We start from the raw sequence: 21,391 nt of genomic DNA, 5'->3' as shown, positions 1-21,391 counted from the left end.
AAGAATTGACGCCGTGGGTCGTGGCGGAACAGCTTCGCGCCGGCCACTGACGATCACGACGCCGTCGTCAAGACGGCGCTCGCGACTCGCTTACCTTGTAACTGCGCAAGGATCTGCGAGTACTGACCGCGACTAAAGTTGCCATACTGGTCAAGCACAGCCGCACTTCCCGGCACGGTGTACATGTCGGACGGCAACAGGCCGCGAGCGCGCAGCAATGATTCGATTCGCTTGACGCTGCGTGCTCCGCCGTCAACTTGCGGCGAAAGGTACTTTGTCGCGGGCGTGCCCTTGTACGCATCGTCTTTGTAGGCAACCTGCGCGACCAGATTGGTTTTGGTCGCAGCCTTCAGGCGCAAGGCATTCAGCGTGTATGGCGTTGGACGATCGAACACATCGTTCATCGTCTTCTGCTCGGCCGCAATCACGGCACGACCGACTCGATTCAACGCCACCGAAATTGCATACGGCATCTGACGCTGCACATGATCCTCGATCGCGCTTCCCAGTTGCGTGGTATCGACCGTCATCGAGAATGCGGGATTTCCCATATGCACGTCCAAAGCAAAAAGCCTCGACGCTTTCGCACCGAGGCTTACGATGATTTTCAAGGCGAACGCCTCCACTGGACCTAACGAGCACCGCTTATGGTTGTTTTGTCTCGAGAGGTTTGCACGACTAACGCGCGGTGCCAGCGAAGGTCCAGTGCCGCCGTAAAGGACGGTTCGAAGTATAGGCCAAGCTTTTTCCGAATTTCAAGCATTGACGTTCACCGCCTTTGACGTGTAACCGCGCGCGAGGCCCGCTCGTCGACCTGATCCAGATAGTCGAGCATCGCGGCAAACGGATCGCGCCAGTGCTTCTCGTAGACGTGCGAGTCGACGCCAAGTGCGCGTGCGCGCTCAGGATGATTGATCGGTTCGATGCAAGTGCCTCGACAATGCGGACATAGCTGCGTGCGCTCCGACTTCGAGCGCGAGAATGTGCGGCGGAGGCCATTGCATGCCGAACACGGCTCGTATTCGCGCAGCACAAGCGGACCGTTCAAGCCGGCGGCGAACGGAATACGCTCCTCATCCACGAGCTGTCGCCCGGAACCGCCGCACGTCGCGCATTTTGATGACTGTCGAATTGCTGTATCGGTCAATCCAAGTTTCCCGCGCCCGCTGCAAACACCGCAACGCTCGAAGACCCACTCAAGGATCACGCGCGCTGCGAATCGCTCGACGATGTCGGCCGTCTCGCGAACGTAGCGCCGTCCCGCATTGCGCTCGCGTTTCTGTTCGCGATCGAGCCCCGTGAACTTGCGACGCTTGAATCGCGAATCGGTACGCATCTGCACGGCAAGCAGCTTCGTCGCACGATCGACGGTCGAGCGAGAAACATCTTGGCCCGCTTGCATCCGCCAGAGCAAGCTTCCGAGTTCGTTCGCGAATGCGAGCGCGGCCAAAGTTACTTGTGGATCAGGGATCGCATCCGACAGTTGCCCACGAGCATTCATCGCGACACCGGCTAGTTCTTTCACATCGATCATTGCGATTCCCCTTGAATGTCCTTATGTCCCAATGTCCCAAGCAAAGAACGGCGTCGTTGCGCGCGGACGGGTGCGACATGCGCACCCTCGCCCCCGTGTCGCGCACGTCGCCCGCATACGCTCACGTGCACGAGGCGAGGCGCTTGGGACGTTGGGACGCGGGACGAATCGAAGCGAGCTGCAACGCCGCGCGCAGCGCGCCGAGACTGGCTGTCGCGCGCGCCGTGGCCGATCGGCTGGCGCGCTGATTGAGGCGAGGCATTAGAGCGGAGAGTCATCGTCGACGCCTCTGCTCGCTACCGCGACAAGCGCGACGTCATCCATCGGTTCCTCTGGTTTCACGTAGAACCACGTTCGCGAACCGGTCGACTCCCGCTTGCGCTCCCAGCCAAGGGATTTCATGGCCTTCCCGATACGGCGCTGCTCGGCTGGTGACCATTTCGACACTTCGAGCTTGAGACACTCGGACAGGATGTCCTCCATGGTCACCTTCGACCGGAGCTCAAGGAAGCGCCCGATCATGGTCTCGTACACGTCACCTTCGTAACGAGCGTCCTGCTCAGCGGCGAACAGCGGCATCTCCGACGACAACACCTGCCACGGTGTCGGCAGCGTGCCACCCGCGTCCGCGTTTTCCGCTTCCCATTCGCGGTATCCCGCGAAGGCCTCTGCCCAGATCTGGTCGCGATCGGCCGCGAGCGATTTCAAGTCGAGCTGTGCGCCCGCCTTGATCGGCCAGTAGCGTCGATTTCCGGACTCGTCTTTGAGATAGGTATCAAAATTGACCGAGCCGCCAAATACGCTTTGCCGAGGCACGTCAATGGCACGCTTCGCGTATGGAGGACGATACGTGTCGACTGCCGTCGTGAAAAACTTCTTCGCCAACGAGGAGTCGGCTTTGTTCAGTGCGTCGAGTTCGGCCAGTTCGATGACCCACTTGCCGGCCATGACCGAGAACGTGTCCTTGTCGCCGATGATGATGTTCGCGTCGGTGAACCATGACGAGCCGAAGAGCACTCGAAACGCGCCCGATTTGCCACCGCCCTGGGCGCCTTCGAGAATCAGCACGTTGTCCATCTTGCAGCCAGGTTGCATCACGCGGCCAACGGCGCCGAGCAGCCACTTGAAGCCGACAAGATGCACATACTCGGTATCCGGCGCCTTGGCATACGTCGTGAGCCATTGGCGCAGGCGTTGCCTGCCGTCCCATACGAGCGAGCCAAGGTAGTCACGTACGACGTGATAGCGGCGGCGCTCGGCGACTAGATACGCCGCATCCATGACGATGTCGCTGCGTGGACTCACTGAATAGTTCTGACCGAGCCAGAGCACGCAACGCGCATCGTCGCGATCTGTCCATTCCCCCGCCTCGCCTCCGAAATACGGCGGCGGTCGCAGCTTCATTACTCGATTCGAAAATTCCTCGAACGCCAGCACGCCCTCCCACCGCGCATCGTTGAGCAATATCGTGAATACGTTCACCGGGTTCGGTAGCAGCGCGCCCTTATCCGTGCGCTGCAGCTCGCGCTGCCATTTCGTTGCCGCATCCTGCCCCTCGTCGTCGCCGTCCCCCGCTTTTGCGCCACCAGACGTCGCGCGCCCGCTCGCGCCGACCACGCGGCGAGCACCGCTCGAATCCGGAGCCATCACCACGCCAGCAGCCTCCAACGCCTCAAGCATCCGAGCCGCGCGGTTGTAGCCGACCTTGAGCACTCGCTGAACGTGCGAGATCGAGGCACGATTGTGCGAACGGACAGCCTTGACCGCCTCGTCATAAAGCGGGTCGTCACCCACATCCACAACATGCAGATGCGCGCCGACCGGCGACTCGGACAACGGCGGTGCGAGTGCCGACAATAAAGCGGCCTCGATCTGCGCTTTGACAACGTGCAGACCCTCTTCGACGTGCAAATCGTTGAAGTCCGTCAGCTTCCGATCGCCGCGATCAACGAAGCGCGGAGCGACAACCGACGCATTACCGAGCTGCGCGGCGGCTTCACTCGCTCGCTTCATTCCGGTGTTCTCGAACCGCTTCACGCGGCTCGTGACGTCATTCGTGATGTGCAGCTCAAGGGATTCGACACCTTGAGGATCGCTTGCTCGCGACAACCGCAGGTCGTACCACGTCGCCTTTGTTTCGACACGAATCGGGGGCGCGTCTTCGATCAGTTGGTCGAGCACGCCGTATTCGTCGGCCACGTGTTCGGCGGCACGTTGCGATATACGCCAATCGTCGTCCGCACAGAACAGTAGGTGTGCATCCGGGTATGCTTGCCGGATGTTTGTCGCAGCCGATAGCAGCCCGCCGGCATCGAACGCCACATAGACCGCGATCGCGTCGTCGATTGCCATTCGAATCGATCGCCCGGTCGCGTAACCCTCGGCGATCATGATGACCTTGTCGTCAGACGTGACGTCACCAAGTCGACACGCGGTCCCGCGCTTGTCCATCCCGCCGTTAAACCGCTTGGCGCCATCGGGCGTGATTTTCTGCAGGCCAGCAAGACGTGACGGCTGTTCGTAGACGATCATCGGCACGAGCAGGTCACCAGACTCGTCGAATCGAACGGCTTCAGGTGTGATTTGCTTCTTCTCAAGGTATGCAGACGCGCCCTCGCGCGCCGCCTTACCCCATTGCGCTGCCGCGCGATTCGCCGCATTCCGCGCCGCAATCGCCTTTTTCTCCGATTCGGCACGTTCGGCATCTGCCTGGCGACGCTTCGCTGCTGCAACATCGTCAGCGGTTATGTGTGCGCCCTGCCAAACGAACGGCGTTGCGCCATTGTCATCACCGGACCAGCAGCCGAACGCTCCCGTATAGCCAATCACACGGCCATCGCGCTGCACCTCGTGAAGCACGTACCAATGCTTCTTGCCCTTGCCATATCGATGATGTTTGTCGTCGACGACCGGATGGCCTTCCGGCACCTCAGGGTGCCCCGCCGCCCTGAGCTGATCGACGATCTGATCAAGCGTCGCCATTTGCCAAGTCCTTGCGCGCAATCCGGATATCCAGCACCTGCCGGTTAGGCACGTCGCACAAAAGTTTGAGTACTCTTTTTTCCAACGAACGACGGCGGTTGCGCAGACGCCCGGCTACGTTCGCGCTGGTGCCTGCGCGTACACAAGGCGCCGTTTGCCTAGCTGGTCGAACGGCGGCCCCTGCGGCCGAGAGAATCGCTTGCAGGATCAAAGTCACTTTGAATCTCCGGAGTGAGTGATCCCCCGACTGCGCGCCCAATGCTCCGCATGCAGATCGAGGAAGGTTTTGTAGTCGGATTCGTTCAGAACGCGCTCGACCACGGCCGCATAGCAGCGCCGTGTTGCACGGTCAGGGAGTGCCGCGCATTGCTGCGCGAGGATTGGCAAAGCATCGGCGACGCAATGCGCCACCTGGGCGATTTGCACTAGGCGGTCAGGCGGGAAGATCGAAGCGAGGCGACGGAGCTGGTTTGCGCGCCCGGAGTCGCCTGCGGATTGGCAGGAATGCGCAGCGCAGCACACCATGTCTGCGACATCGCATTCCAACCCAACCGCAACACGCTCCGGCTTGCAACAGGTCATGCCGGGCACGAAGCGCATCGTCAGATCTGCCGTCGATGTTTCTCGGCGACCTCAAGCGCGGCTTGCGCCAACGCCTCGGCCTTACGTTGCAACTCACGCGCTTGCTCGGCGATCGCATCGGCTTCGTGTCGCTCGATCCGATCATCAGCCAGAGCATCGATCACAGTTTCAGCGAGCAGCCCCGTGTCGTGCGTGATCTTCATCATCTGGTTTGGCAGCGAGCCAAGCGGTTCGATGTCGGTCTGCCGAGCCGTTGCAATGAGGCCGAATCGCTCGTTGAATGCATAAACCGCGTCAAGCGCATGCGGCTGACGCTTCTCGAGCATCCACTCGATCAGCAACTCGAAGATCTCAGCCGAGATGCGCGCATCGCCGACGCTGCGTAGCTTCAGGCGAAGCGACTCGCCGGTGAGGCGCTGCTTGCCACGACGGCGGCAAAGGAAACTAGCCGCATCCTCGACGCCGCCTGGTGTGTCACATACGGACGTGTAAAGGACGTCACGCCAATCAATCCCGCTGTATCTGCAGGTCATTGCTGCCCCGGTGAGATGGGTCGTTGATAGCGACGATCTGTGTCGTCAGCCGGTACAAAGAGAGTGTCCGCAGTCGTGAGAAAATTGCAGCTTCCACACCCCAACAACTGACGAAAGGGACACTCATGACTGATTTGGAAAAGCTTGAACTTCAAGTGATGGCTCAGAGCGCGGCGATTTCGATCCTTGTGGCCCTGGTCACCAAGACGCCCAAGCAAGTCGAGTTGCTCTCTCAAATTGGCGAACTCGTTAAGCGTCAGGCGCTTTCTCATACCGACGCCCATGGCGAGGCGAGGGCATATTTGAGTGACTACTTCGACTCACTGATTCGGGACGCCGTGCCATTTTCCGAGGCCCTGATCAACAATCCCTGACGGCGTCCTGCTATGACTCTCGGGATCGCTGAAGAACATGGCAGATCCCGAGGCACCCGATACACTCATGCCGTCTAATCGCGGCGCCACCGATAAATCAGACCGCCCGGTCTCGATTCACGCGCCAGAGCATCGGTCATTCGACGCCTGACATCCATTGCTGCATTCAACTTGAACGCAGCAAGGTCACATTCCCCCTTGTAGTCAAAGCCCGGTTTGATCAACCACCACACGATTCGCCCGTAAAGTCGTCGCATTACCTCTCCTCTTGAGACTCGGTTGTTTCATGCTGTTTACGGCGTGCATGCACCGGTACGATTCGCTTCGCTGCTGCTCACTCGATGCGGCTTGCCGTCAGGAGGTTGCGTATCGTCGCTTGCACCTAGCGCCCTGAACTCACGACTGTCCGGATCGAGTTCTGGCCAGATGAGCCGCCAGTCGTCGAGCCGCAGTTCGCGACGTCTCACCACACCGTCGGTCTCACGCTCGATTTCGACGCATCGCTCGGGGGAGATTGGAGCAACACCGTGCGCCATCTGCGACAAGTAGGATGGCGAGACGCGCAAAGCCTTGGCGAGCTTGGCCGCCGTTCCGCGCGAGGATGTTGCGATGTACGTTTTAAGGTCCATGGGACATGAGTTTAGTGTCAACTAAACTCATGGTCAAGTAACGTGAAGTGATTGCTAATTTATAGTTCTCTAAACTCTCGGGATGGACATACAAGACATCCGCCGGTCGCAGCTACGTTTGTGGATTGCGGAACACGGCACACCAGCTAAAGAGAAGAGCTATTTTTCGCAGCTCGTGAACGGCAACGCTTCATTCGGAGAGCGTGCCGCGCGTCGTATCGAGCAGACTTACAGCATGCCTCGAGGTCTGCTCGACCGCGAGTTGGCGAACCCCTCAAATCAATCGCCTTTCATTTCACAGACAAAATCCTCACAAAGCGATAGCATCCCGCCTCGCGACGCTCCGCGATTTGATAACAATGTGGAGCTCGCAGGGGTGGGCCAACGGCGCGTTCCCGTCATCAGCTATGCGCAGGCCGGGATGATGACGGAGGCCATTGACCCGTATGACTTGGGCCAAGGCTTTGATCAGTTAATGACGGATATTGACGTATCGGATAGCGCGTTCGCCCTTGAAATCACGGGGGTTTCAATGCTTCCGGATTTTCCTGAAGGCGACAGGGTTATCATCGACCCGCACATTCAACCTCAGCCGGGCGACTTCGTTGTCGCAAAGAATGGCAATGAGGAAGTGACCTTCAAAAAGTATCGCCCGCGAGGCACCAACGCGCGCGGCGCGATGATTTTTGAATTGGTTCCACTAAACGACGACTTCCCAACCCTCAACAGCGATCGTGACGAGATGCACATCGTTGGGGTAATGGTCGAGCACCGAAAGTACCGCCGTCGCTAAACAATGACAGTTAAGTGCGCGCTGCGTGCCATGGTCGCTCGCCTTTTGGTTTAGTTGGTACTTTACTTACGGTTTAGTTTTTACTAATATGGCCTCCACCATCCACGGAGGCCATATGAAAAGCTACCGCTGCTTCTATCTCATGAGGGGCCACGCGCCGAGAGCGCCTGCGACCTTCATTCAGCTCAAAGCGCTCGATGCCGTCGCCGCCGCACAGTGCGCAATGCACGTGACGGGCTGCGCGTTCGTCGTCGACGTCATTCGCGTCGGGAGCTGACATGCGCACTGCACTCCTCGCCTCGCGAAAGCGCCCTCCGAAAAAGCAAAGGGACTTTGAATCACGCTGGTGGTTTAAGGCCGTCATGATCCTCGCCGCGCTCGTGATCCTCGGCTCGCTGTTCGAGCCCGATCCGAACCCGCCGACGCATCCGTATTCGAAGTACCGCGCGTAAAGGGCCGACGCGATGCCAGCCCGACTCGACGTGACTGACGAAGACATCGCCCGCGAATTCCGGGAACTGCGCTGCGTCGGCGACATCGTCGATGCGCTCGCATCGCCCGGCCTTCGCCTCGCACTCCGCAACTGCGCTGAGATTCGAAAACAGCGCGCATCCTCCACGCCGCCAAAGCCCGCGCACGTTGACCTCAAGCGCTTGGCATCCGGCGACTCTGACTGAGACAACCATGCCGCGATTCAATGACGAGCCCTACCGCGAGGTAGATCGAGGCGACACGCTGTCCCTCCACACTCGCGTGCCGTACGACCCGAATGCTCCGCGCCCGACCACGCCGATCCTTGTCGGCCCTCATGTCGTCGCCCGGCGCCCGTACAGCACCACGCAGTACACGCTCTACACGATCATGGACGGAGATACCCCCGTCCGTTCGCAACTCTCGATGCCGGGCGTTGACGATTGCGCCTCCGCGATCAGGAAGCATCGCGCGGAGGTCGCGAGCCGGGAAACGCGTTCGGTGATCGGCAAAGCCAAAACGCGCGGATGGCAGCCGATACGCGTAAAGGCGGTCGCATGAGCAAGCGCGCGACTACCCCCCTTGTGCTCGACGCCGTGATCGTGACCGGAAACGCCAAAGCCGCCATCAAAGCGGCTCGCGGCGGTTCGTCCGACCTGTGGGCCGTCCCCCCGGACGAGATTCACTACGACGCGCGGGACAACATTCGACCGCTTGATAAAGATCGCGTGCGCCACGTTGCGAATCTGATCAAAGCGAACGGTTTCGACCGCAAAAGCCCACTCGGCTGCATCGTCAAAAAGATTGGTGGCGAAGACCTAATCTTCGTATATGCCGGCCAGCACCGCTATCACGCCGTATTGCTCGCGATCAAAGAGGGCGCCGAGATCGACCGCGTACCCATCGTGATCGACGATGCGAAGACGGTCAACCGCGCGAACATGATCGTCGCGGGTGTCGTTGACAACGATTCCGAAAAGCTGTCACCGCTCGATTTGGCACTCGCCATCGTCGAGCTGCGCGCACTCGACGTCGACGATTCAACGATTCGTGAGCGGCTCAACATCACGGATCAGACGGTGCGCGATGTCTTGCTCCTCGCCGATGCTCCCAAGGAAATACACAAACTCGTTCGCGACAAGACAATCGCCGGCACGCTCGCTATTGAAGAGATCCGCAAACACGGCCCCGAAAAGGCATGCGACCGGCTCGTCGCCGCCGCCTCGAAAGCCAAGGCCGAAGGCAAAGCCAAAGTTACGAAGAAGGCTCTGCCCAAGCCCGCAAGCGCGACGATCACTCCATTGCGGGCAAAGCAACTTTTGCAAGCGCTGCAGTCGGTTCTGCACGACCCGATTTTCGGCAAACTCTCTCCTGGCACGATCGAAGGCGTGCACGAGGCATTGACTGGCCTGGAGGATCTGCTCGAGCTGCCCGTGCGCAAGAAGAAGCACGCGATTCACGTTGCAAATGAGCACGGCGTCTACGATCACGAAACGATCAACGCACCGCTGTCCAAGCGCACGCGCAAATCACCGCTATCGATCCATCTTGCGCACGTCGCGCAAGACCAGTGGATTTTCGCGCTTACCTATCAGATCGGCACTTCGTTCTATTCCAGCCCGTGCAAGCTGAGCCAGGGCGACACGACATATCCGACGCGCGGCGAGGCGATACGAGTGGCTGTGCGTCAGGCGACGGTCCGCATTCGGCGTTCGGAGTTCGAGAATGCAAAAGAGCTGCCTAGCGTGCGCGCGTGGCTCGACAAGCTCTGGCTCGCACCGGACCCCGACTGGACGGAAGACCTCGCGGAGGCTTCGTGATGAACCACGCCTCGGCTTCTACCCCTATCCCGCTGTCGCGCAAGCGGGAACCGGCGCAAAACTCCGCTGGCGCTGCGCGGTTGAGCGAAGTCGGTTCGCTCGCGCATGCCCGAACTAGCGCTAACGCATCGAAATGCGAACAGATCATCCAGAAGGACGATGTCAGTCCGCTTGCGCGGCCTGACCATATCCAGATGGACGAAAGCGAGTCGACACGTCGACTCGCCTACCTCTTGCGAATCAAGTCCATCCGGGCACTCGTCGGGCAGCTGATCGACGAGCTCGCCCGCGACAACGAGCTCGAGCTGCTCGACGTCATGCGCGACGATCAAGCACCGTATAGCCGGTACAGAAACGCTGAGAAGGCCCGCGACATGGCCACCGGCGCGGGTCGGCAATTACAGCTCGGTTTCATGCTGCTCGAGCACGCCGTCGAGCGGCCGAGCGAGTTCTGAGGCCGCGTATGACCACGGGAATCTATTTCGCGATTGCCTTCGCCGTCGCTATCTGCGCGTGCGCCATTGCGCTCCTTTCGATCGATCAGGATCTGGTCGACACGCGCATGGAAACGACGCACCTATCAAACGAATTCTTTGCGGTGACCTTGTCCGCGTTGGAGTTGGTTAATTGAGCCACAAGACCTCAGAGCAGCTTGCAGAACAAATGCGCATCACGACCGAAATCATTGCCGAGCGTGATCGTCAAGACTATCAATGGGGCGGCCCTGCACACGATGACCGCCACTCAAGCTTCGAATTCCTGACGTACGTCGCGCGGCAAGTCGACCTCGGCGCGGCCGCGAAAGCATCGACGCACCGCGGCCGACTGCTCAAAATCGCCGCGCTCGCGATGGCCGGCATCGAGGCGATCGATCGGAGCGCGCACGCCGAGCAGGCCGCGCAACTCGGTCCGCTCTCGCCCGCAGTCAACGAGGCAGCTATCGACGCCGGCTTGGCCGTTCGTGTCTCGCCTAACGTCGTTAGGTGGCACGCGAGCACCAACGAAGCGTGGTGGACCGCACTGGCGAGGTTTGCCCACATCCTGCCGCAATACGTCGTCGCTCGTGGCGCATCGTCTGTCGACGTGCAACCCTGAACCGAATCACGGATCAACCGTCAATGAAGCCGATCTATCTCGACCTCTATTCCGTCGCCGCCACGGTGGCACTCTCGGTGGCCACCGTTCAAAAGCTGGTACGCGAGGATTCGTTTCCCCGGCCGCGCATGCTGTCCAATCATCGCGTCGGCTGGCTCACGCGCGAGATCGAGGACTGGGCGGAAAATCGCCCGATCTCCGACATCGCACCGCCGCCGAACACGAGCGCTAAGAAGCCGCGCCCGTCGAAGCGAGTGTCTCCAGGTGAGCCGACAGCTTCGTGAGCCACTCCCGGCGCTGCTTATCATAGCTGTGCCGGTTATAAACGCCCTTTACTCCGGGCTGGACATGGCCGAGCACCGCCTCGGCGACGTCGTCTCGACAATCCATCGCCGCTAGCATCGTCCGCACCGTCCGGCGAATGTCATGCGGCGTCCAATGTGACACCGTCAGCCTTGGGCGCCGCATCTTAGGCCGCGTATTCGAATACGGCTGGTGGTAATACACCTGCGTCTGAATAGTGTTTTGCGGGCTATGTCCGTCAAATCCCACCGGAAACAAATAGCGGTCACCAAAGTGGCTTTTGCGTTTGCGCACGATAGCCTCAGCCCGGCCGATCAGCGGCACCCGAAGGTCTGTCGCACGATCGCGACGCGCGTTCTTCGTCTTTGCTTTGGGGATCGTCCACCACAGGCCGTCCGGCTCATCGGCGATTTCAGCCCCTTCCATCGCGACGATCTCGCCGCCGCGCGTCCCCGTCCAAAAATAGAGCGTCAACGCGTCCGACAGCAGATCGGAAAAGTTTGGCAACCAACGGATCAACTCGCCGACCTCGGCGTCACTGAGCACGCGCTTGACCGAACCGACACGTTCCCCCGCGATGGTTTTGCCGGTGCTTCGGAGCTTCCCACGCAAGATCTGGCGCCACCAGTTTGGCGTGGTATCAGGAAGGCGGCCAGCATCCAACGCATAGTCCCAGGCAGCGCCTAGCTCGGCTCGCAGCTTCTGAGCCTGCACAGGGCGAGAACGATGCGACTCAAGTAAATCGAACGCCTGCGAGCGCGTAACGCTCGACGCATCGAGATCCTTGACGTCATCGAGCATCGTGCGAAACATGCGAGCGATCTCGGCCGCTCCCTTCGATTTTCGACTCACCTCCACGTGCCCAACGAGGTAAGCCCGGCATACCTGTTCCACGGTATATCGTGACGTCTGCGGTACCATGTCGGCACTTGTTTTGCGCTTGTCGCCACCGGGCTCGATACCGGCGTCGCGTAACTCGCGGAGCTTCTCCCACTCAGTGATCGCGGCCGCCACGGACATGTTTGGCCATGCGCCAATTTTTGTCTGCTTCATCAGACCGCTGATCGGGGACTTGTAACGATAGATCCACGATTTGCGCGTGGCGCTCGCCTCAAGACGCAAGCCGGGCGAACCATCGATCGTCATGTGGGTCTGCGGTTGAAGCAGCTTTGCAGCGCGAGCGTCGAAGCGCATTCTGAGGTCGGCGTAGGTTTTTTCTGAACCAACATCGTACAGCGTAGGTTTAGGTTTGAAAACCTACGCTGAAGCCTCAAGTGTGACGCGATGCAAGCAAGTGCGACCGCCACAGACGAACCGATACGAATCTCGCGCAAAACCGCACCAGATAAGGCATTGATGGACGTTACCGTGAAAATTCAAGGCTCCGACGCAACGGATATCAGCCGCCACACTCCAATGATGCAGCAGTACCTGCGCATCAAGAACGAGTATCCGGACACGCTCGTGTTCTATCGGATGGGAGACTTCTACGAGCTCTTCTACGACGACGCAGTCAAGGCGGCGCGCCTGCTCGACGTCACGTTGACGCAGCGCGGATCGTCGAACGGCGTGCCGATCAAGATGGCCGGCGTGCCCTATCACGCCGTCGAGCAATACCTCGCGAAGCTCGTCAAACTCGGCGAATCCGCCGCGATCTGCGAGCAGATCGGCGACCCGGCCACATCGAAAGGCCCCGTCGAACGCAAAGTCATGCGCGTCGTCACGCCGGGCACGCTCACCGACGCCGCCCTGCTCTCGGACAAGTCCGATAGCTTTTTGCTCGCGATCTGTGCAACGGCCGGCGCGCGCAAGCAAGCGCCGCGCTATGGGCTCGCCTGGGTCAATCTCGCGAGCGGCGCCTTGCGGCTGGCCGAACTGTCCGAGCACGAGGTCGCGGCGCTGTTCGAGCGCGTGCGGCCGGCCGAGACCCTGATCGCCGACGCGGATGCCGAGCACCTGTTGCAAGTGCCGTCGAGCGCGGGCTCGGTCCGACGCGTGCCCGCCTGGCACTTCGATGTCCACGCGGGACGCGAGCGGCTGTGCAAGCAACTCGAAGTCGCGAGCCTCGACGGTTTTTCGGCGCAATCGCTCGACATCGCATGCGGCGCGGCCGGCGCGCTGCTCCACTACGCGAGCGCGACGCAAGGCCAGCAACTGCGTCATATCCGAAGTCTCAAGGTCGAACGCGAATCCGAATACATCGGTCTCGATCCGGCCACGCGACGCAATCTCGAACTGACCGAAACACTGCGCGGCACCGACTCGCCGACGCTCGCATCGCTGCTCGACACGTGCAAAACCACGATGGGCAGCCGCCTGCTCCGCTACTGGCTGCACCACGCGCCGCGCGACGCGCAGGTGCCGACCGCGCGTCACCAGGCGATCGGCACATTGATCGAAGGTGACCTCGATGGCCTGCGCCACGCGCTCGGCGCGATCGCCGATGTCGAACGCATCACGGGGCGGCTCGCGCTGCTCTCGGCCCGGCCGCGCGATCTCGCGAGCCTGCGCGACACGCTCGCCGCCCTGCCTGAGCTCCGCGCACGCCTGACGACCTGGGCATCGAACTCGCCGCGGATCGGCGAGCTCGATGCCGCACTCGCGCCGCCGCCCGACGCCGTCGAACTGCTCCAACGCGCGATCGCGCCCGAGCCTTCCGTCGTCATTCGCGACGGCGGCGTCATCGCACGCGGCTACGACGCGGATCTCGACGAACTCCGCGATATCTCCGAGAACTGCGGGCAATTCCTGCTCGATCTCGAAACGCGCGAGCGCACGCGGACCGGTATCAACAATCTGCGCGTCGAATTCAACAAGGTGCACGGCTTCTATATCGAAGTCACGCGCGGCCAGACCGACAAGGTCCCCGACGACTACCGCCGCCGCCAGACGCTCAAGAACGCCGAGCGTTACATCACGCCCGAACTCAAGACATTCGAGGACAAGGCGCTCTCGGCCCAGGAGCGCGCGCTCTCGCGCGAAAAAACGCTGTACGACGGCGTGCTGCAGGCGATGCTGCCGTTTCTCGGCATCTGCCAGTCGGTCGCGGCGGCCCTTGCCGAGCTCGACGTGCTCGCGACGTTCGCCGAACGCGCGGGCACGCTCGGCTGGGTCGCGCCCGAATTCGTGACCGACGAATGCATTCAGATCGACCAGGGACGCCATCCCGTCGTCGAAGCGCAGGTCGAGCGGTTTATTCCGAACGATTGCCGGCTGTCGGACGCGCGCAAGCTGCTGCTGATCACCGGCCCGAACATGGGCGGTAAATCGACCTTCATGCGCCAGACCGCGTTGATCGCGCTGCTGGCCTATATCGGCAGCTACGTGCCCGCGAATCAAGCACGCTTCGGGCCGATCGACCGGATCTTCACGCGTATCGGCGCGGCCGACGATCTCGCGGGCGGGCGCTCGACGTTCATGGTCGAAATGACCGAAGCCGCGGCGATCCTCAACGACGCAAGCGAGCGCAGCCTGGTGCTGATGGACGAAATCGGCCGCGGCACCTCGACGTTCGACGGTCTGGCGCTCGCATGGGCGATCGCGCGGCATCTACTGAGTACCACGCGCTGTTACACATTGTTCGCGACGCACTACTTCGAACTCACGCAACTGCCCGAAGAATTCCCGCAGGCGGCGAACGTGCATCTGTCGGCGGTCGAGCACGGCAACGGCATCGTCTTCCTGCATGCGGTCGATGAAGGTCCCGCGAGCCAGAGCTACGGCCTGCAGGTCGCGCAACTCGCGGGCGTACCGGCGCCCGTCATTCGGGCGGCGCGCAAACATCTGGCGTTCCTCGAGCAGCAATCGATCGCGCATACGCCGCAGCTCGATCTGTTCTCGACATCGGCACATATCGAAGACGAAGACGAAGACGGCGAGGACGTATCGCGCGCATCGGCCGCCGCGTCGATTGATCACCCCGCGCTGCTGCGACTGCGCGAAATCGACCCGGATGCACTGCGTCCGCGCGATGCGCTTGACCTGCTCTATACATTGCAAGCGCTCGCGAACGGCGAGGCCTTGCCCGATAAGCCGACACACTGAACCCCATGCACAGCGCACGCCGGATTCATCGATCGACTATCCATCAGATGCGCGCGCTGTGCCGGCGATGGATATGGGTGCTCGGACAGGCCTGCGCGATTGCATCGATGGGACTGGCCTGTTCGGCCTGGGCCGCGGAAAGCGGATTCAGTTTCGCGGTCATCGGCAATGGTCCGTTCGGTAGCGCCGAGGAGCCCGCAGCGCGGCATCTGCTCGATGCCATTGCGCGCTCGGCCGAACCGCCGCGGCTCATCATCGACACGGGCAATATCAAGGCCCCCGGCGAATCGTGCGACGACACGCTGCTGCTCGCGCGCAAGGCCTGGCTCGACAGTTCGCCGCTGCCGCTGTTCTACGCGCCCGGCGAGAACGAGTGGATCGCGTGTCAGTTCGGGCCCAACGGCGGGTTCGATCCGCGCGAACGCCTCGACTTCATTCGCGAACACTTCTTCGACGACGATCAATCGTTCGGCGTCGCGCCGATGCCGCTCTCGCGCGAAAGCGCCAACGCGCGCTTCCGGATGTACCGCGAAAACACGCGTTGGCAAGTGGGCGCCAAATCCGACGACAAATCCGGCGACATCGTCTTCGTGACATTGAACGTGCCGGGCGACAACAACCACTACCTGAACGAAGGCGGTCGAAACGGCGAGTTCGAAGAGCGCGACGTCGCCAATCGCGCATGGCTCGACCGCGCCGACACGGTCGCGCGCCACACGCATGCGCGCGCGATCGTCATCGTCTTCGAAGGCGATCCGCAATTCGAAGCCGGCGCACGGCACGACCGGCTATTCGGATGGCTGCGCTTCGACCGGCAGTCGGCACATGACGGCTATGCCGAACTCAAGCAAGCCTTGCTCAAGCTCACGCAACGTTTCGACGGGCCCGTGCTGCTGATCGACGGCGGCATCGGGCCGCTTGCGACCGGGTACCGGATCGACGAGCCGCTGCGTGACGAACATGGCGCACGCGTCGCGAATTTCGCACGGCTCGAAGTGTCGGGTTCGCCGCATCTATTGCAATGGGTTCGCGTGCGCGTCGACCCCGAGCACAAGCAAGTCTTCCGGATCCAGCTCGAGAAAGTCGCGCCCTTGCCGCCCGAGAGCGCGCCCGCGCCGGCGGCCCCGGAATCCTCGGCGCCGAGCGGCGTCGAGGCGCCGAAGATGCTGCCGCTTCCCCCTGCCGACCGGCCGCAGGGCGAATAGCGTCATAGCGGGACAAACGCGCGGCAAAGGCAGGATCAATGCGAGCCCCAAGTATGCGAGCCGCAAGCCAGTCCGAGCGCGATGCGCACGGTTCGGCCTACCGCACTCGCAGATTCAATACCGCGGTCGCCGACGATCGCGCGAAGATCGGCGTGAAGCGTGCATCGCGACATCGAACGCCCATCAAAAAAACCCAGCGCACGCACGACGGCATGGGCTGGGTTCGCATTCGACACGCACGCGCTCAAACGGACGCGCAACGCGCTCGATCAATGCAGGATACGCGGCGGCTCCTCGTCGTCGTCATCCTCGTCTTCGTCGTCGACGACTTGCAGACCGTCGGCGCCATGCGCATGTTCATGTTCGACTTCGTCGGCCGTCGCTTCGCGGACTTCGGTGACTTTGAGCTTGAAGCGCAGCGCCATGCCCGCAAGCGGATGATTGCCGTCGAGCACGACCTTGTCTTCGGCGAGATCGGTGACCGTGTAGATCAGCGCATCGAGATCATCGTCGCTTTCCTCGGGCGTGCCCTCGAACTGCATGCCGATCTCGAGCGGTTCGGGAAAACGTCCGCGCTCTTCAATCTTGACGAGCTCGGGATCGTATTCGCCGAACGCATCATCGGGCTCGAGCTGGATCAGCGTTTCAAAGCCGGGCTCTCGGCCATCGAGCACTTCCTCGATCTTGGGGAACGTGCCATCATAGCCGCCATGCAAATAGACCATCGGCTCGTCGCTTTGCTCGATCAGATTGCCTTGCGCATCCGACAGCGTGTAAGCGACCGATACGACGGTATTCTTGACGATCTTCATTCGTTCCTCCGGAAACCAAACCGCATTATACGATGCCGCCGCGGCCTTCAAACACGCCCCGTTCATCCTCGCCCACCCCTGCCCGACCGCGCGCTCGCGCGCACGCCAACGGTACGCGCGCAACGCGCGCCGATGACGATGCGCCGGCCGCCGCCGACGCGTCGATCGACACGCTGCTCGGCGGCCTGAGCGCCGCGCAATTCATGCGCCGCTACTGGCAGCGCAAACCGTTGTTGATTCGTGGCGCGGTGCGCGACACGGCATCGTTGATCGATCGCGCGACATTGTTCGATCTCGCCGATCGGGACGATGTCGAAAGCCGCCTCATCGCGCAACGTCGCGGAAAATGGTCGCTCGATCATGGGCCGTTCGCGCCCGACGAACTGCCGTCGTCGCGAAGCAAACAATGGACCCTGCTCGTCCAGGGCGTCAATCTGCACCACGACGCGACGCATGCGCTGATGAACCGGTTCCGTTTCCTGCCGGATGCGCGGCTCGATGACGTGATGTACAGCTATGCGACCGATGGCGGCGGTGTCGGGCCGCACTTCGACTCTTATGACGTGTTCCTGTTGCAGACGCATGGCAAGCGACGCTGGCGCATCGGCGCGCAACGCGATCTGAGCTTGCGCGAGGGCATGCCGCTGAAGATTCTAGACCGCTTCGAGCCGACCGAAGAATGGGTGCTCGAACCCGGCGACATGCTCTATCTGCCGCCGCACATCGCGCATGACGGCGTCGCGATCGGCGAGTGCATGACGTGCTCGATCGGTTTTCGCGCGCCGCTGGCCGGCGAGGTGATCGGCCAATTCTTGTTCGATCTCGCCGAACGCGCCGGCGAGATGAAGGGGGCGGCACGCCGCTTGCGAGACCCTGGACGCGAACCGACGTTGACGCCGGCTCGGATCCCCCAGGACGTGACCGACACGGCCGAGGCATGGATACGCAATGTGCAATGGAATCGCGCCGATATTGAACGTTTTGTCGGTCGATACCTGAGCGAACCCAAGCCGACGGTCGTATTCGATGCGCCCGAGGATCCGATGGACATCGAGGCTTTTCTGGCGCATGCGCGCGCACACGGCGTGCGGGTCGATCCGCGTACCGTGTTGCTGTACGACGACCGCGCTTTCTACATCAATGGGGAGACCGATCGGCTTGAACGATCGATCCGCGATGGCGTGCAGCGGCTCGCCGATCGCAAGGCGCTTGAAGGGAAAGACTTTGTAACACTCTCGGAGACCGCTGCAATGACAGTGCTCGTTCACGAATGGTATTGTGCAGGTTGGGTACGAGCGGCTTGAGCGTTGCTGATAGCTGCATATCGGCATATTCTCAACAAGCCTTGCGGATATTCTTAAAGCCATTAAAAGGCTCGTGTGGCGCAATCGTACAACTGGCAAGATTTATCGACTCTCTGTACGAAAGTGCATATAATTTCGGGCCAAGCCGTCGGTAAATGGGGCGCATTCGTGTGCGCCAACGCCAACGGCCAAGGTCGGTGTTAGCACATAAACATTACCGGTAACATTCGCGCTGTTGCTTACCTTTATCCATAAAAGGACGTGATCATGAAGAAATCCCTCCTCCTCGCTTCCCTGATGGCTGCACTGGCTCTGGCAGCTTGCGGCAAGTCGAGCAGCGACCAGGCTGCCGCTCCGGCAAGCGACGCTGCTGCTGCTTCGGCACCGGCCGCCGACGCTGCTTCGGCACCGGCTGCTGCAGCACCTGCTGCTTCGGACGCGACCGCATCGGCACCGGCTGCTGACGCCGCATCGGCTCCGGCCGCAGCTTCGGACGCAGGCGCTTCGGCTGCCGCTCCGGCTTCGGCTGCAAGCAACTAAGCGGATTTCCGCTTGGAAAAAAACCGGCCTGCGGGCCGGTTTTTTTATGCGCGCGCGCCGCGCACACTTCGGCCCGCACGAAGCGCCTTGCGACGCTTTCGTTTGGGCCCGCGTTGAGCCTCCATTTCCAGTCCGCTGAGCGCCTTGCTATGGCCTCGCCGAGCTTCCGCTACGGCCCCCGTTAGGGTTCCGCCAAGGTCTCGCTGAGCTTCTTCGTTGAACTTCTGCTCGGCCCCACTACACTTCCGCTGCGACCTTGTTTAGGCGTCGCTTAGGCCTTGTTTAGGTCTTTCTTGGGCCCGCCGTTTTGCACGCGTAATGCCGCTGGCGAGCCGAGCGTGGTGCTTGGTTTACGCCCGCACTCGGTCCACGTTGCGCTACAGGGTTCGCCAATCGAATCCGTCGGCCTGCGTCGCCGCGACGATGTCGCCGGCCGCTGCGCCGACGACCTGCGCAAGCGCGGCCTTCGCGAGTTCCGGCGTATTGTTTTGCTGGCTCAAATGGGCGGCGATCAGATGACGCATCCGGCTGCGATCGATCTGCGCAAGCAGGTGCGCCGCAGCATCGTTCGCGAGATGACCCAGATCTCCCGCGATGCGCCGCTTGAGCGAGGCCGGATACCGGCTCGCCGCGAGCATCTCGCGATCGTGGTTGCACTCGAGCACCAGCGCATCGGCGCCGCCGAGCATCTCGACGATATGCGGCGTCGGGCACCCCGTATCGGTCAGCACACCGAGCCGGGCATCGCCGTCGGAAAACACGAATTGGAGCGGCTCACGCGCGTCGTGCGGCACCGTGTACGGATGGATTTCGATATCGCCGATCGCGAGCGGGTCGCCGGCCCAGAGGATACGCAGATCGATGCTGCCATCGTCCGCGCCGCACGCGAGCGCCGTGCCCCAACTCATGAAGACGGGAAGCCGCGCCTTGCGCGCGAGCGTCAGGGCGCTGCCGACATGATCGGTATGTTCGTGCGTGACGATCAGCGCATCGAGATCGCTGAAATCGAGACCCGCGCGCAGCAAACGGCGTTGCAGCTCGCGGACCGAGAAACCGCAGTCGAGCAGCACGCGCGTCGTGCTGGCCCCTTCCGAGACTTCGACGACGAGGGCGTTGCCCTCGCTGCCGCTACCGAGACTCGTGAAGCGCATCAGACGCGCCGCGCGTCGAAGCCGCGGCTCAGTTGAGCGCCGCGCTCAACGTCGAGACGAGGCGCTTCGCTTCAGCCGATGTGTCGAAGTTGCCGCTCGCATCGACGACGGTGACCTGCGTCAGCGCATCGTTCTTCGGTCGGACATTGACGACGAGCTTCTTCGGCTGCGCGTTGCTCGTGAGGAGCTTGCCGAACAGACCTTCCTTCTTGATGTCCTGCGTGTCGTCGACATAGCGGACGTAGTAGAGGCCCTTGCTCTTGTCGCTGTTGTCGACCGCGAAGCTGCTGCGATCGAGCGCGACGCCGATCCGCAGCCACGCGCGATCGAACGGTTCCGCCACGTCGAGCTCGGGCGTCCCGCCGTCGCTGACCGTCGAGACCTTCGGATCGCCGGGTTGCGCGTTCGCCTCAAGCATCAGCGCCTGCGTGTTCGAGAGGCCGAACTTCTGCATCAGGCGATTCAGAAGCGCGACTTCGAGATTCGGATCGCGCGGACGCGAAACCCAACGCGACGTTTCCTTTTGCTGGCCGATCATGACTTCTTCGAGCGCGCTATGCGAAATCGTGATCTCGGTTTCGCCGTTCGGTCCCTTTTCGACGACCATGCGGAACTTGTCGAGCGTGCCCGACGAGTAAATACCGTCGAACAGCTTGCCGATCGACGCACGGAACCAGTCGTTGCCGATCTTCGCGCGGTTCTCGGCCCAGTTCGTTTCGAGCAGGCCCTGCGCGGGCAGATCCGTCTCGACGACAAAGCCGTTTTCGCCCCAGAACTCCTTGAGTTCGCTCCAGAGTTCTTCGGGCGTGCGTCCATCGACGACGAGGCGGCGCGTATCGCCGTCGCGTTCGATATGCATGCCGAGCGGATCCTGCGCGGTCGGCTGGCCGAGCGTGGCCGTGCCGTTCGCCGTCTGCGTGAACAGCGGCGCGCCGCCGAGCCCGATCTGCGTGGCCGGCACCGTGAAGTGATCGTCGAGGTGCGCCTTCGACAGGTCCTCGGGAACCGTCAACGTCGGCGCGCTCGTCGCGCTGCGATAGTCGACCCGATCCGGAGCAAGCCAATCGTTGAGCGTATCGCAGCCGGCAAGCGTGCCCAACAGGGCGAGTGCGGCCACGGCGCGCGCAATGTGGGAAATACGGGCAGAGCGTGTCATGAAGTCCTTCGAATATCGAAAAGCGCGGCCACGGCAGTTCACGGGCGTGCGCGCGTTCAGTCG

At 61.8% G+C, this 21,391-nt stretch carries 21 protein-coding genes; 13 read left to right on the top strand and 8 right to left on the bottom strand.

The features are described from left to right. Positions 1-53 precede the first annotated feature (53 nt). The 3 genes from D7S86_RS24580 to D7S86_RS24560 all read right to left on the bottom strand — a co-directional run bounded on the left by D7S86_RS24580 (position 54) and on the right by D7S86_RS24560 (position 5,631). Positions 54-611, bottom strand: a complete 558-nt coding sequence (locus tag D7S86_RS24580; RefSeq protein ID WP_147432464.1) for a hypothetical protein — start codon at positions 609-611, stop codon at positions 54-56. 1,184 nt (positions 612-1,795) lie between these two features. After that, positions 1,796-4,516 (bottom strand): VapE domain-containing protein, encoded by a 2,721-nt coding sequence (locus D7S86_RS30460; RefSeq protein ID WP_121090351.1) that lies wholly within the window; start codon positions 4,514-4,516, stop codon positions 1,796-1,798. A gap of 602 nt (positions 4,517-5,118) precedes the next feature. Then, complete coding sequence (locus D7S86_RS24560) at positions 5,119-5,631, bottom strand: phage regulatory CII family protein (RefSeq protein WP_121090347.1); 513 nt, start codon at positions 5,629-5,631, stop codon at positions 5,119-5,121. A 125-nt stretch (positions 5,632-5,756) separates the two neighbouring features. Here D7S86_RS24560 and D7S86_RS24555 point away from each other — a divergent pair, with 125 nt between their 5' ends. Then, positions 5,757-6,005, top strand: coding sequence for a hypothetical protein (locus tag D7S86_RS24555; protein ID WP_147432463.1), 249 nt, complete (start codon positions 5,757-5,759; stop codon positions 6,003-6,005). Positions 6,006-6,298: 293 nt separating this feature from the next. Here the strand turns inward: D7S86_RS24555 and D7S86_RS24550 are convergent, their stop codons facing one another. Continuing rightward, the gene (locus tag D7S86_RS24550) at positions 6,299-6,634 is read right to left on the bottom strand and encodes a transcriptional regulator (RefSeq protein WP_121090343.1); all 336 of its coding nucleotides are present in this window, start codon (positions 6,632-6,634) and stop codon (positions 6,299-6,301) included. An 82-nt stretch (positions 6,635-6,716) separates the two neighbouring features. Between D7S86_RS24550 and D7S86_RS24545 the strand changes: the two genes are divergently transcribed. The 9 genes from D7S86_RS24545 to D7S86_RS24520 all read left to right on the top strand — a co-directional run bounded on the left by D7S86_RS24545 (position 6,717) and on the right by D7S86_RS24520 (position 11,097). Next, positions 6,717-7,427, top strand: a complete 711-nt coding sequence (locus D7S86_RS24545; RefSeq protein ID WP_240648390.1) for a LexA family protein — start codon at positions 6,717-6,719, stop codon at positions 7,425-7,427. A gap of 115 nt (positions 7,428-7,542) precedes the next feature. Then, positions 7,543-7,704: a hypothetical protein gene (locus D7S86_RS29650; RefSeq protein WP_158602081.1), complete on the top strand. Its 162-nt coding sequence runs from the start codon at positions 7,543-7,545 to the stop codon at positions 7,702-7,704. Between the two features lie 205 nt (positions 7,705-7,909). Continuing rightward, entirely contained in the window at positions 7,910-8,104 is a 195-nt protein-coding gene (locus D7S86_RS24540) for a hypothetical protein (RefSeq protein ID WP_147432462.1), read from the top strand. A gap of 7 nt (positions 8,105-8,111) precedes the next feature. Beyond that, complete coding sequence (locus D7S86_RS29285; RefSeq protein ID WP_147432461.1) at positions 8,112-8,459, top strand: beta-hexosaminidase; 348 nt, start codon at positions 8,112-8,114, stop codon at positions 8,457-8,459. Then, on the top strand, positions 8,456-9,718 hold the full coding sequence (locus D7S86_RS24535) for a ParB/RepB/Spo0J family partition protein (protein WP_121090393.1): 1,263 nt from the start codon (positions 8,456-8,458) through the stop codon (positions 9,716-9,718). The genes D7S86_RS29285 and D7S86_RS24535 overlap by 4 nt, the downstream gene beginning before the upstream one ends. Continuing rightward, the gene (locus D7S86_RS24530; protein ID WP_121090339.1) at positions 9,718-10,173 is read left to right on the top strand and encodes a hypothetical protein; all 456 of its coding nucleotides are present in this window, start codon (positions 9,718-9,720) and stop codon (positions 10,171-10,173) included. Before D7S86_RS24535 ends, D7S86_RS24530 begins: the two co-directional genes overlap by 1 nt. An 8-nt stretch (positions 10,174-10,181) precedes the next feature. Continuing rightward, positions 10,182-10,349 (top strand): hypothetical protein, encoded by a 168-nt coding sequence (locus D7S86_RS29645; RefSeq protein ID WP_158602080.1) that lies wholly within the window; start codon positions 10,182-10,184, stop codon positions 10,347-10,349. Further along, positions 10,346-10,813, top strand: coding sequence for a hypothetical protein (locus tag D7S86_RS24525; protein WP_147432460.1), 468 nt, complete (start codon positions 10,346-10,348; stop codon positions 10,811-10,813). Before D7S86_RS29645 ends, D7S86_RS24525 begins: the two co-directional genes overlap by 4 nt. A gap of 23 nt (positions 10,814-10,836) precedes the next feature. After that, the gene (locus D7S86_RS24520) at positions 10,837-11,097 is read left to right on the top strand and encodes a helix-turn-helix transcriptional regulator (RefSeq protein WP_121090336.1); all 261 of its coding nucleotides are present in this window, start codon (positions 10,837-10,839) and stop codon (positions 11,095-11,097) included. On the opposite strand, the gene D7S86_RS24515 is transcribed toward D7S86_RS24520, so the two are convergent. Further along, complete coding sequence (locus tag D7S86_RS24515; protein WP_121090334.1) at positions 11,042-12,310, bottom strand: tyrosine-type recombinase/integrase; 1,269 nt, start codon at positions 12,308-12,310, stop codon at positions 11,042-11,044. The two genes, D7S86_RS24520 and D7S86_RS24515, sit on opposite strands and share 56 nt — an antisense overlap. A 162-nt stretch (positions 12,311-12,472) precedes the next feature. Here D7S86_RS24515 and mutS point away from each other — a divergent pair, with 162 nt between their 5' ends. Further along, positions 12,473-15,160, top strand: coding sequence for a DNA mismatch repair protein MutS (mutS, locus tag D7S86_RS24510; RefSeq protein WP_121090333.1), 2,688 nt, complete (start codon positions 12,473-12,475; stop codon positions 15,158-15,160). A gap of 47 nt (positions 15,161-15,207) precedes the next feature. Then, positions 15,208-16,365: a hypothetical protein gene (locus D7S86_RS24505; RefSeq protein WP_121090331.1), complete on the top strand. Its 1,158-nt coding sequence runs from the start codon at positions 15,208-15,210 to the stop codon at positions 16,363-16,365. Positions 16,366-16,634: 269 nt separating this feature from the next. On the opposite strand, the gene D7S86_RS24495 is transcribed toward D7S86_RS24505, so the two are convergent. Continuing rightward, a complete protein-coding gene (locus D7S86_RS24495; RefSeq protein ID WP_121090327.1) occupies positions 16,635-17,177 on the bottom strand; it encodes an FKBP-type peptidyl-prolyl cis-trans isomerase in 543 nt (180 codons plus the stop codon). 32 nt (positions 17,178-17,209) lie between these two features. Between D7S86_RS24495 and D7S86_RS24490 the strand changes: the two genes are divergently transcribed. Next, the gene (locus D7S86_RS24490; RefSeq protein ID WP_121090325.1) at positions 17,210-18,481 is read left to right on the top strand and encodes a cupin domain-containing protein; all 1,272 of its coding nucleotides are present in this window, start codon (positions 17,210-17,212) and stop codon (positions 18,479-18,481) included. Between the two features lie 917 nt (positions 18,482-19,398). Here D7S86_RS24490 and D7S86_RS24475 read toward each other — a convergent pair. Next, positions 19,399-20,172: an MBL fold metallo-hydrolase gene (locus tag D7S86_RS24475; RefSeq protein ID WP_121090324.1), complete on the bottom strand. Its 774-nt coding sequence runs from the start codon at positions 20,170-20,172 to the stop codon at positions 19,399-19,401. Between the two features lie 28 nt (positions 20,173-20,200). After that, positions 20,201-21,328, bottom strand: a complete 1,128-nt coding sequence (gene bamC, locus D7S86_RS24470; protein WP_121090322.1) for an outer membrane protein assembly factor BamC — start codon at positions 21,326-21,328, stop codon at positions 20,201-20,203. Positions 21,329-21,391 lie beyond the last annotated feature (63 nt).

It is taken from the genome of Pararobbsia silviterrae (assembly GCF_003628125.1).
Classification (GTDB): Bacteria; Pseudomonadota; Gammaproteobacteria; order Burkholderiales; family Burkholderiaceae; genus Pararobbsia; species Pararobbsia silviterrae.
This window is presented reverse-complemented; position numbering and strand designations above follow the sequence as displayed.

Excerpts from the sequence above, each read along its gene's own strand:
- D7S86_RS30460 (WP_121090351.1), bottom strand. The coding sequence starts at position 4,516 with ATGGCGACGCTTGATCAGATCGTCGATCAGCTCAGGGCGGCGGGGCAC.
- D7S86_RS24560 (WP_121090347.1), bottom strand. The coding sequence starts at position 5,631 with ATGACCTGCAGATACAGCGGGATTGATTGGCGTGACGTCCTTTACACG.
- D7S86_RS24555 (WP_147432463.1), top strand. The coding sequence starts at position 5,757 with ATGACTGATTTGGAAAAGCTTGAACTTCAAGTGATGGCTCAGAGCGCG.
- D7S86_RS24550 (WP_121090343.1), bottom strand. The coding sequence starts at position 6,634 with ATGGACCTTAAAACGTACATCGCAACATCCTCGCGCGGAACGGCGGCC.
- D7S86_RS24545 (WP_240648390.1), top strand. The coding sequence starts at position 6,717 with ATGGACATACAAGACATCCGCCGGTCGCAGCTACGTTTGTGGATTGCG.
- D7S86_RS29650 (WP_158602081.1), top strand. The coding sequence starts at position 7,543 with ATGAAAAGCTACCGCTGCTTCTATCTCATGAGGGGCCACGCGCCGAGA.
- D7S86_RS29285 (WP_147432461.1), top strand. The coding sequence starts at position 8,112 with ATGCCGCGATTCAATGACGAGCCCTACCGCGAGGTAGATCGAGGCGAC.
- D7S86_RS24535 (WP_121090393.1), top strand. The coding sequence starts at position 8,456 with ATGAGCAAGCGCGCGACTACCCCCCTTGTGCTCGACGCCGTGATCGTG.
- D7S86_RS24530 (WP_121090339.1), top strand. The coding sequence starts at position 9,718 with ATGAACCACGCCTCGGCTTCTACCCCTATCCCGCTGTCGCGCAAGCGG.
- D7S86_RS29645 (WP_158602080.1), top strand. The coding sequence starts at position 10,182 with ATGACCACGGGAATCTATTTCGCGATTGCCTTCGCCGTCGCTATCTGC.
- D7S86_RS24520 (WP_121090336.1), top strand. The coding sequence starts at position 10,837 with ATGAAGCCGATCTATCTCGACCTCTATTCCGTCGCCGCCACGGTGGCA.
- D7S86_RS24515 (WP_121090334.1), bottom strand. The coding sequence starts at position 12,310 with ATGCGCTTCGACGCTCGCGCTGCAAAGCTGCTTCAACCGCAGACCCAC.
- mutS (WP_121090333.1), top strand. The coding sequence starts at position 12,473 with ATGGACGTTACCGTGAAAATTCAAGGCTCCGACGCAACGGATATCAGC.
- D7S86_RS24505 (WP_121090331.1), top strand. The coding sequence starts at position 15,208 with ATGCGCGCGCTGTGCCGGCGATGGATATGGGTGCTCGGACAGGCCTGC.
- D7S86_RS24495 (WP_121090327.1), bottom strand. The coding sequence starts at position 17,177 with ATGAAGATCGTCAAGAATACCGTCGTATCGGTCGCTTACACGCTGTCG.
- D7S86_RS24490 (WP_121090325.1), top strand. The coding sequence starts at position 17,210 with ATGCCGCCGCGGCCTTCAAACACGCCCCGTTCATCCTCGCCCACCCCT.
- D7S86_RS24475 (WP_121090324.1), bottom strand. The coding sequence starts at position 20,172 with ATGCGCTTCACGAGTCTCGGTAGCGGCAGCGAGGGCAACGCCCTCGTC.
- bamC (WP_121090322.1), bottom strand. The coding sequence starts at position 21,328 with ATGACACGCTCTGCCCGTATTTCCCACATTGCGCGCGCCGTGGCCGCA.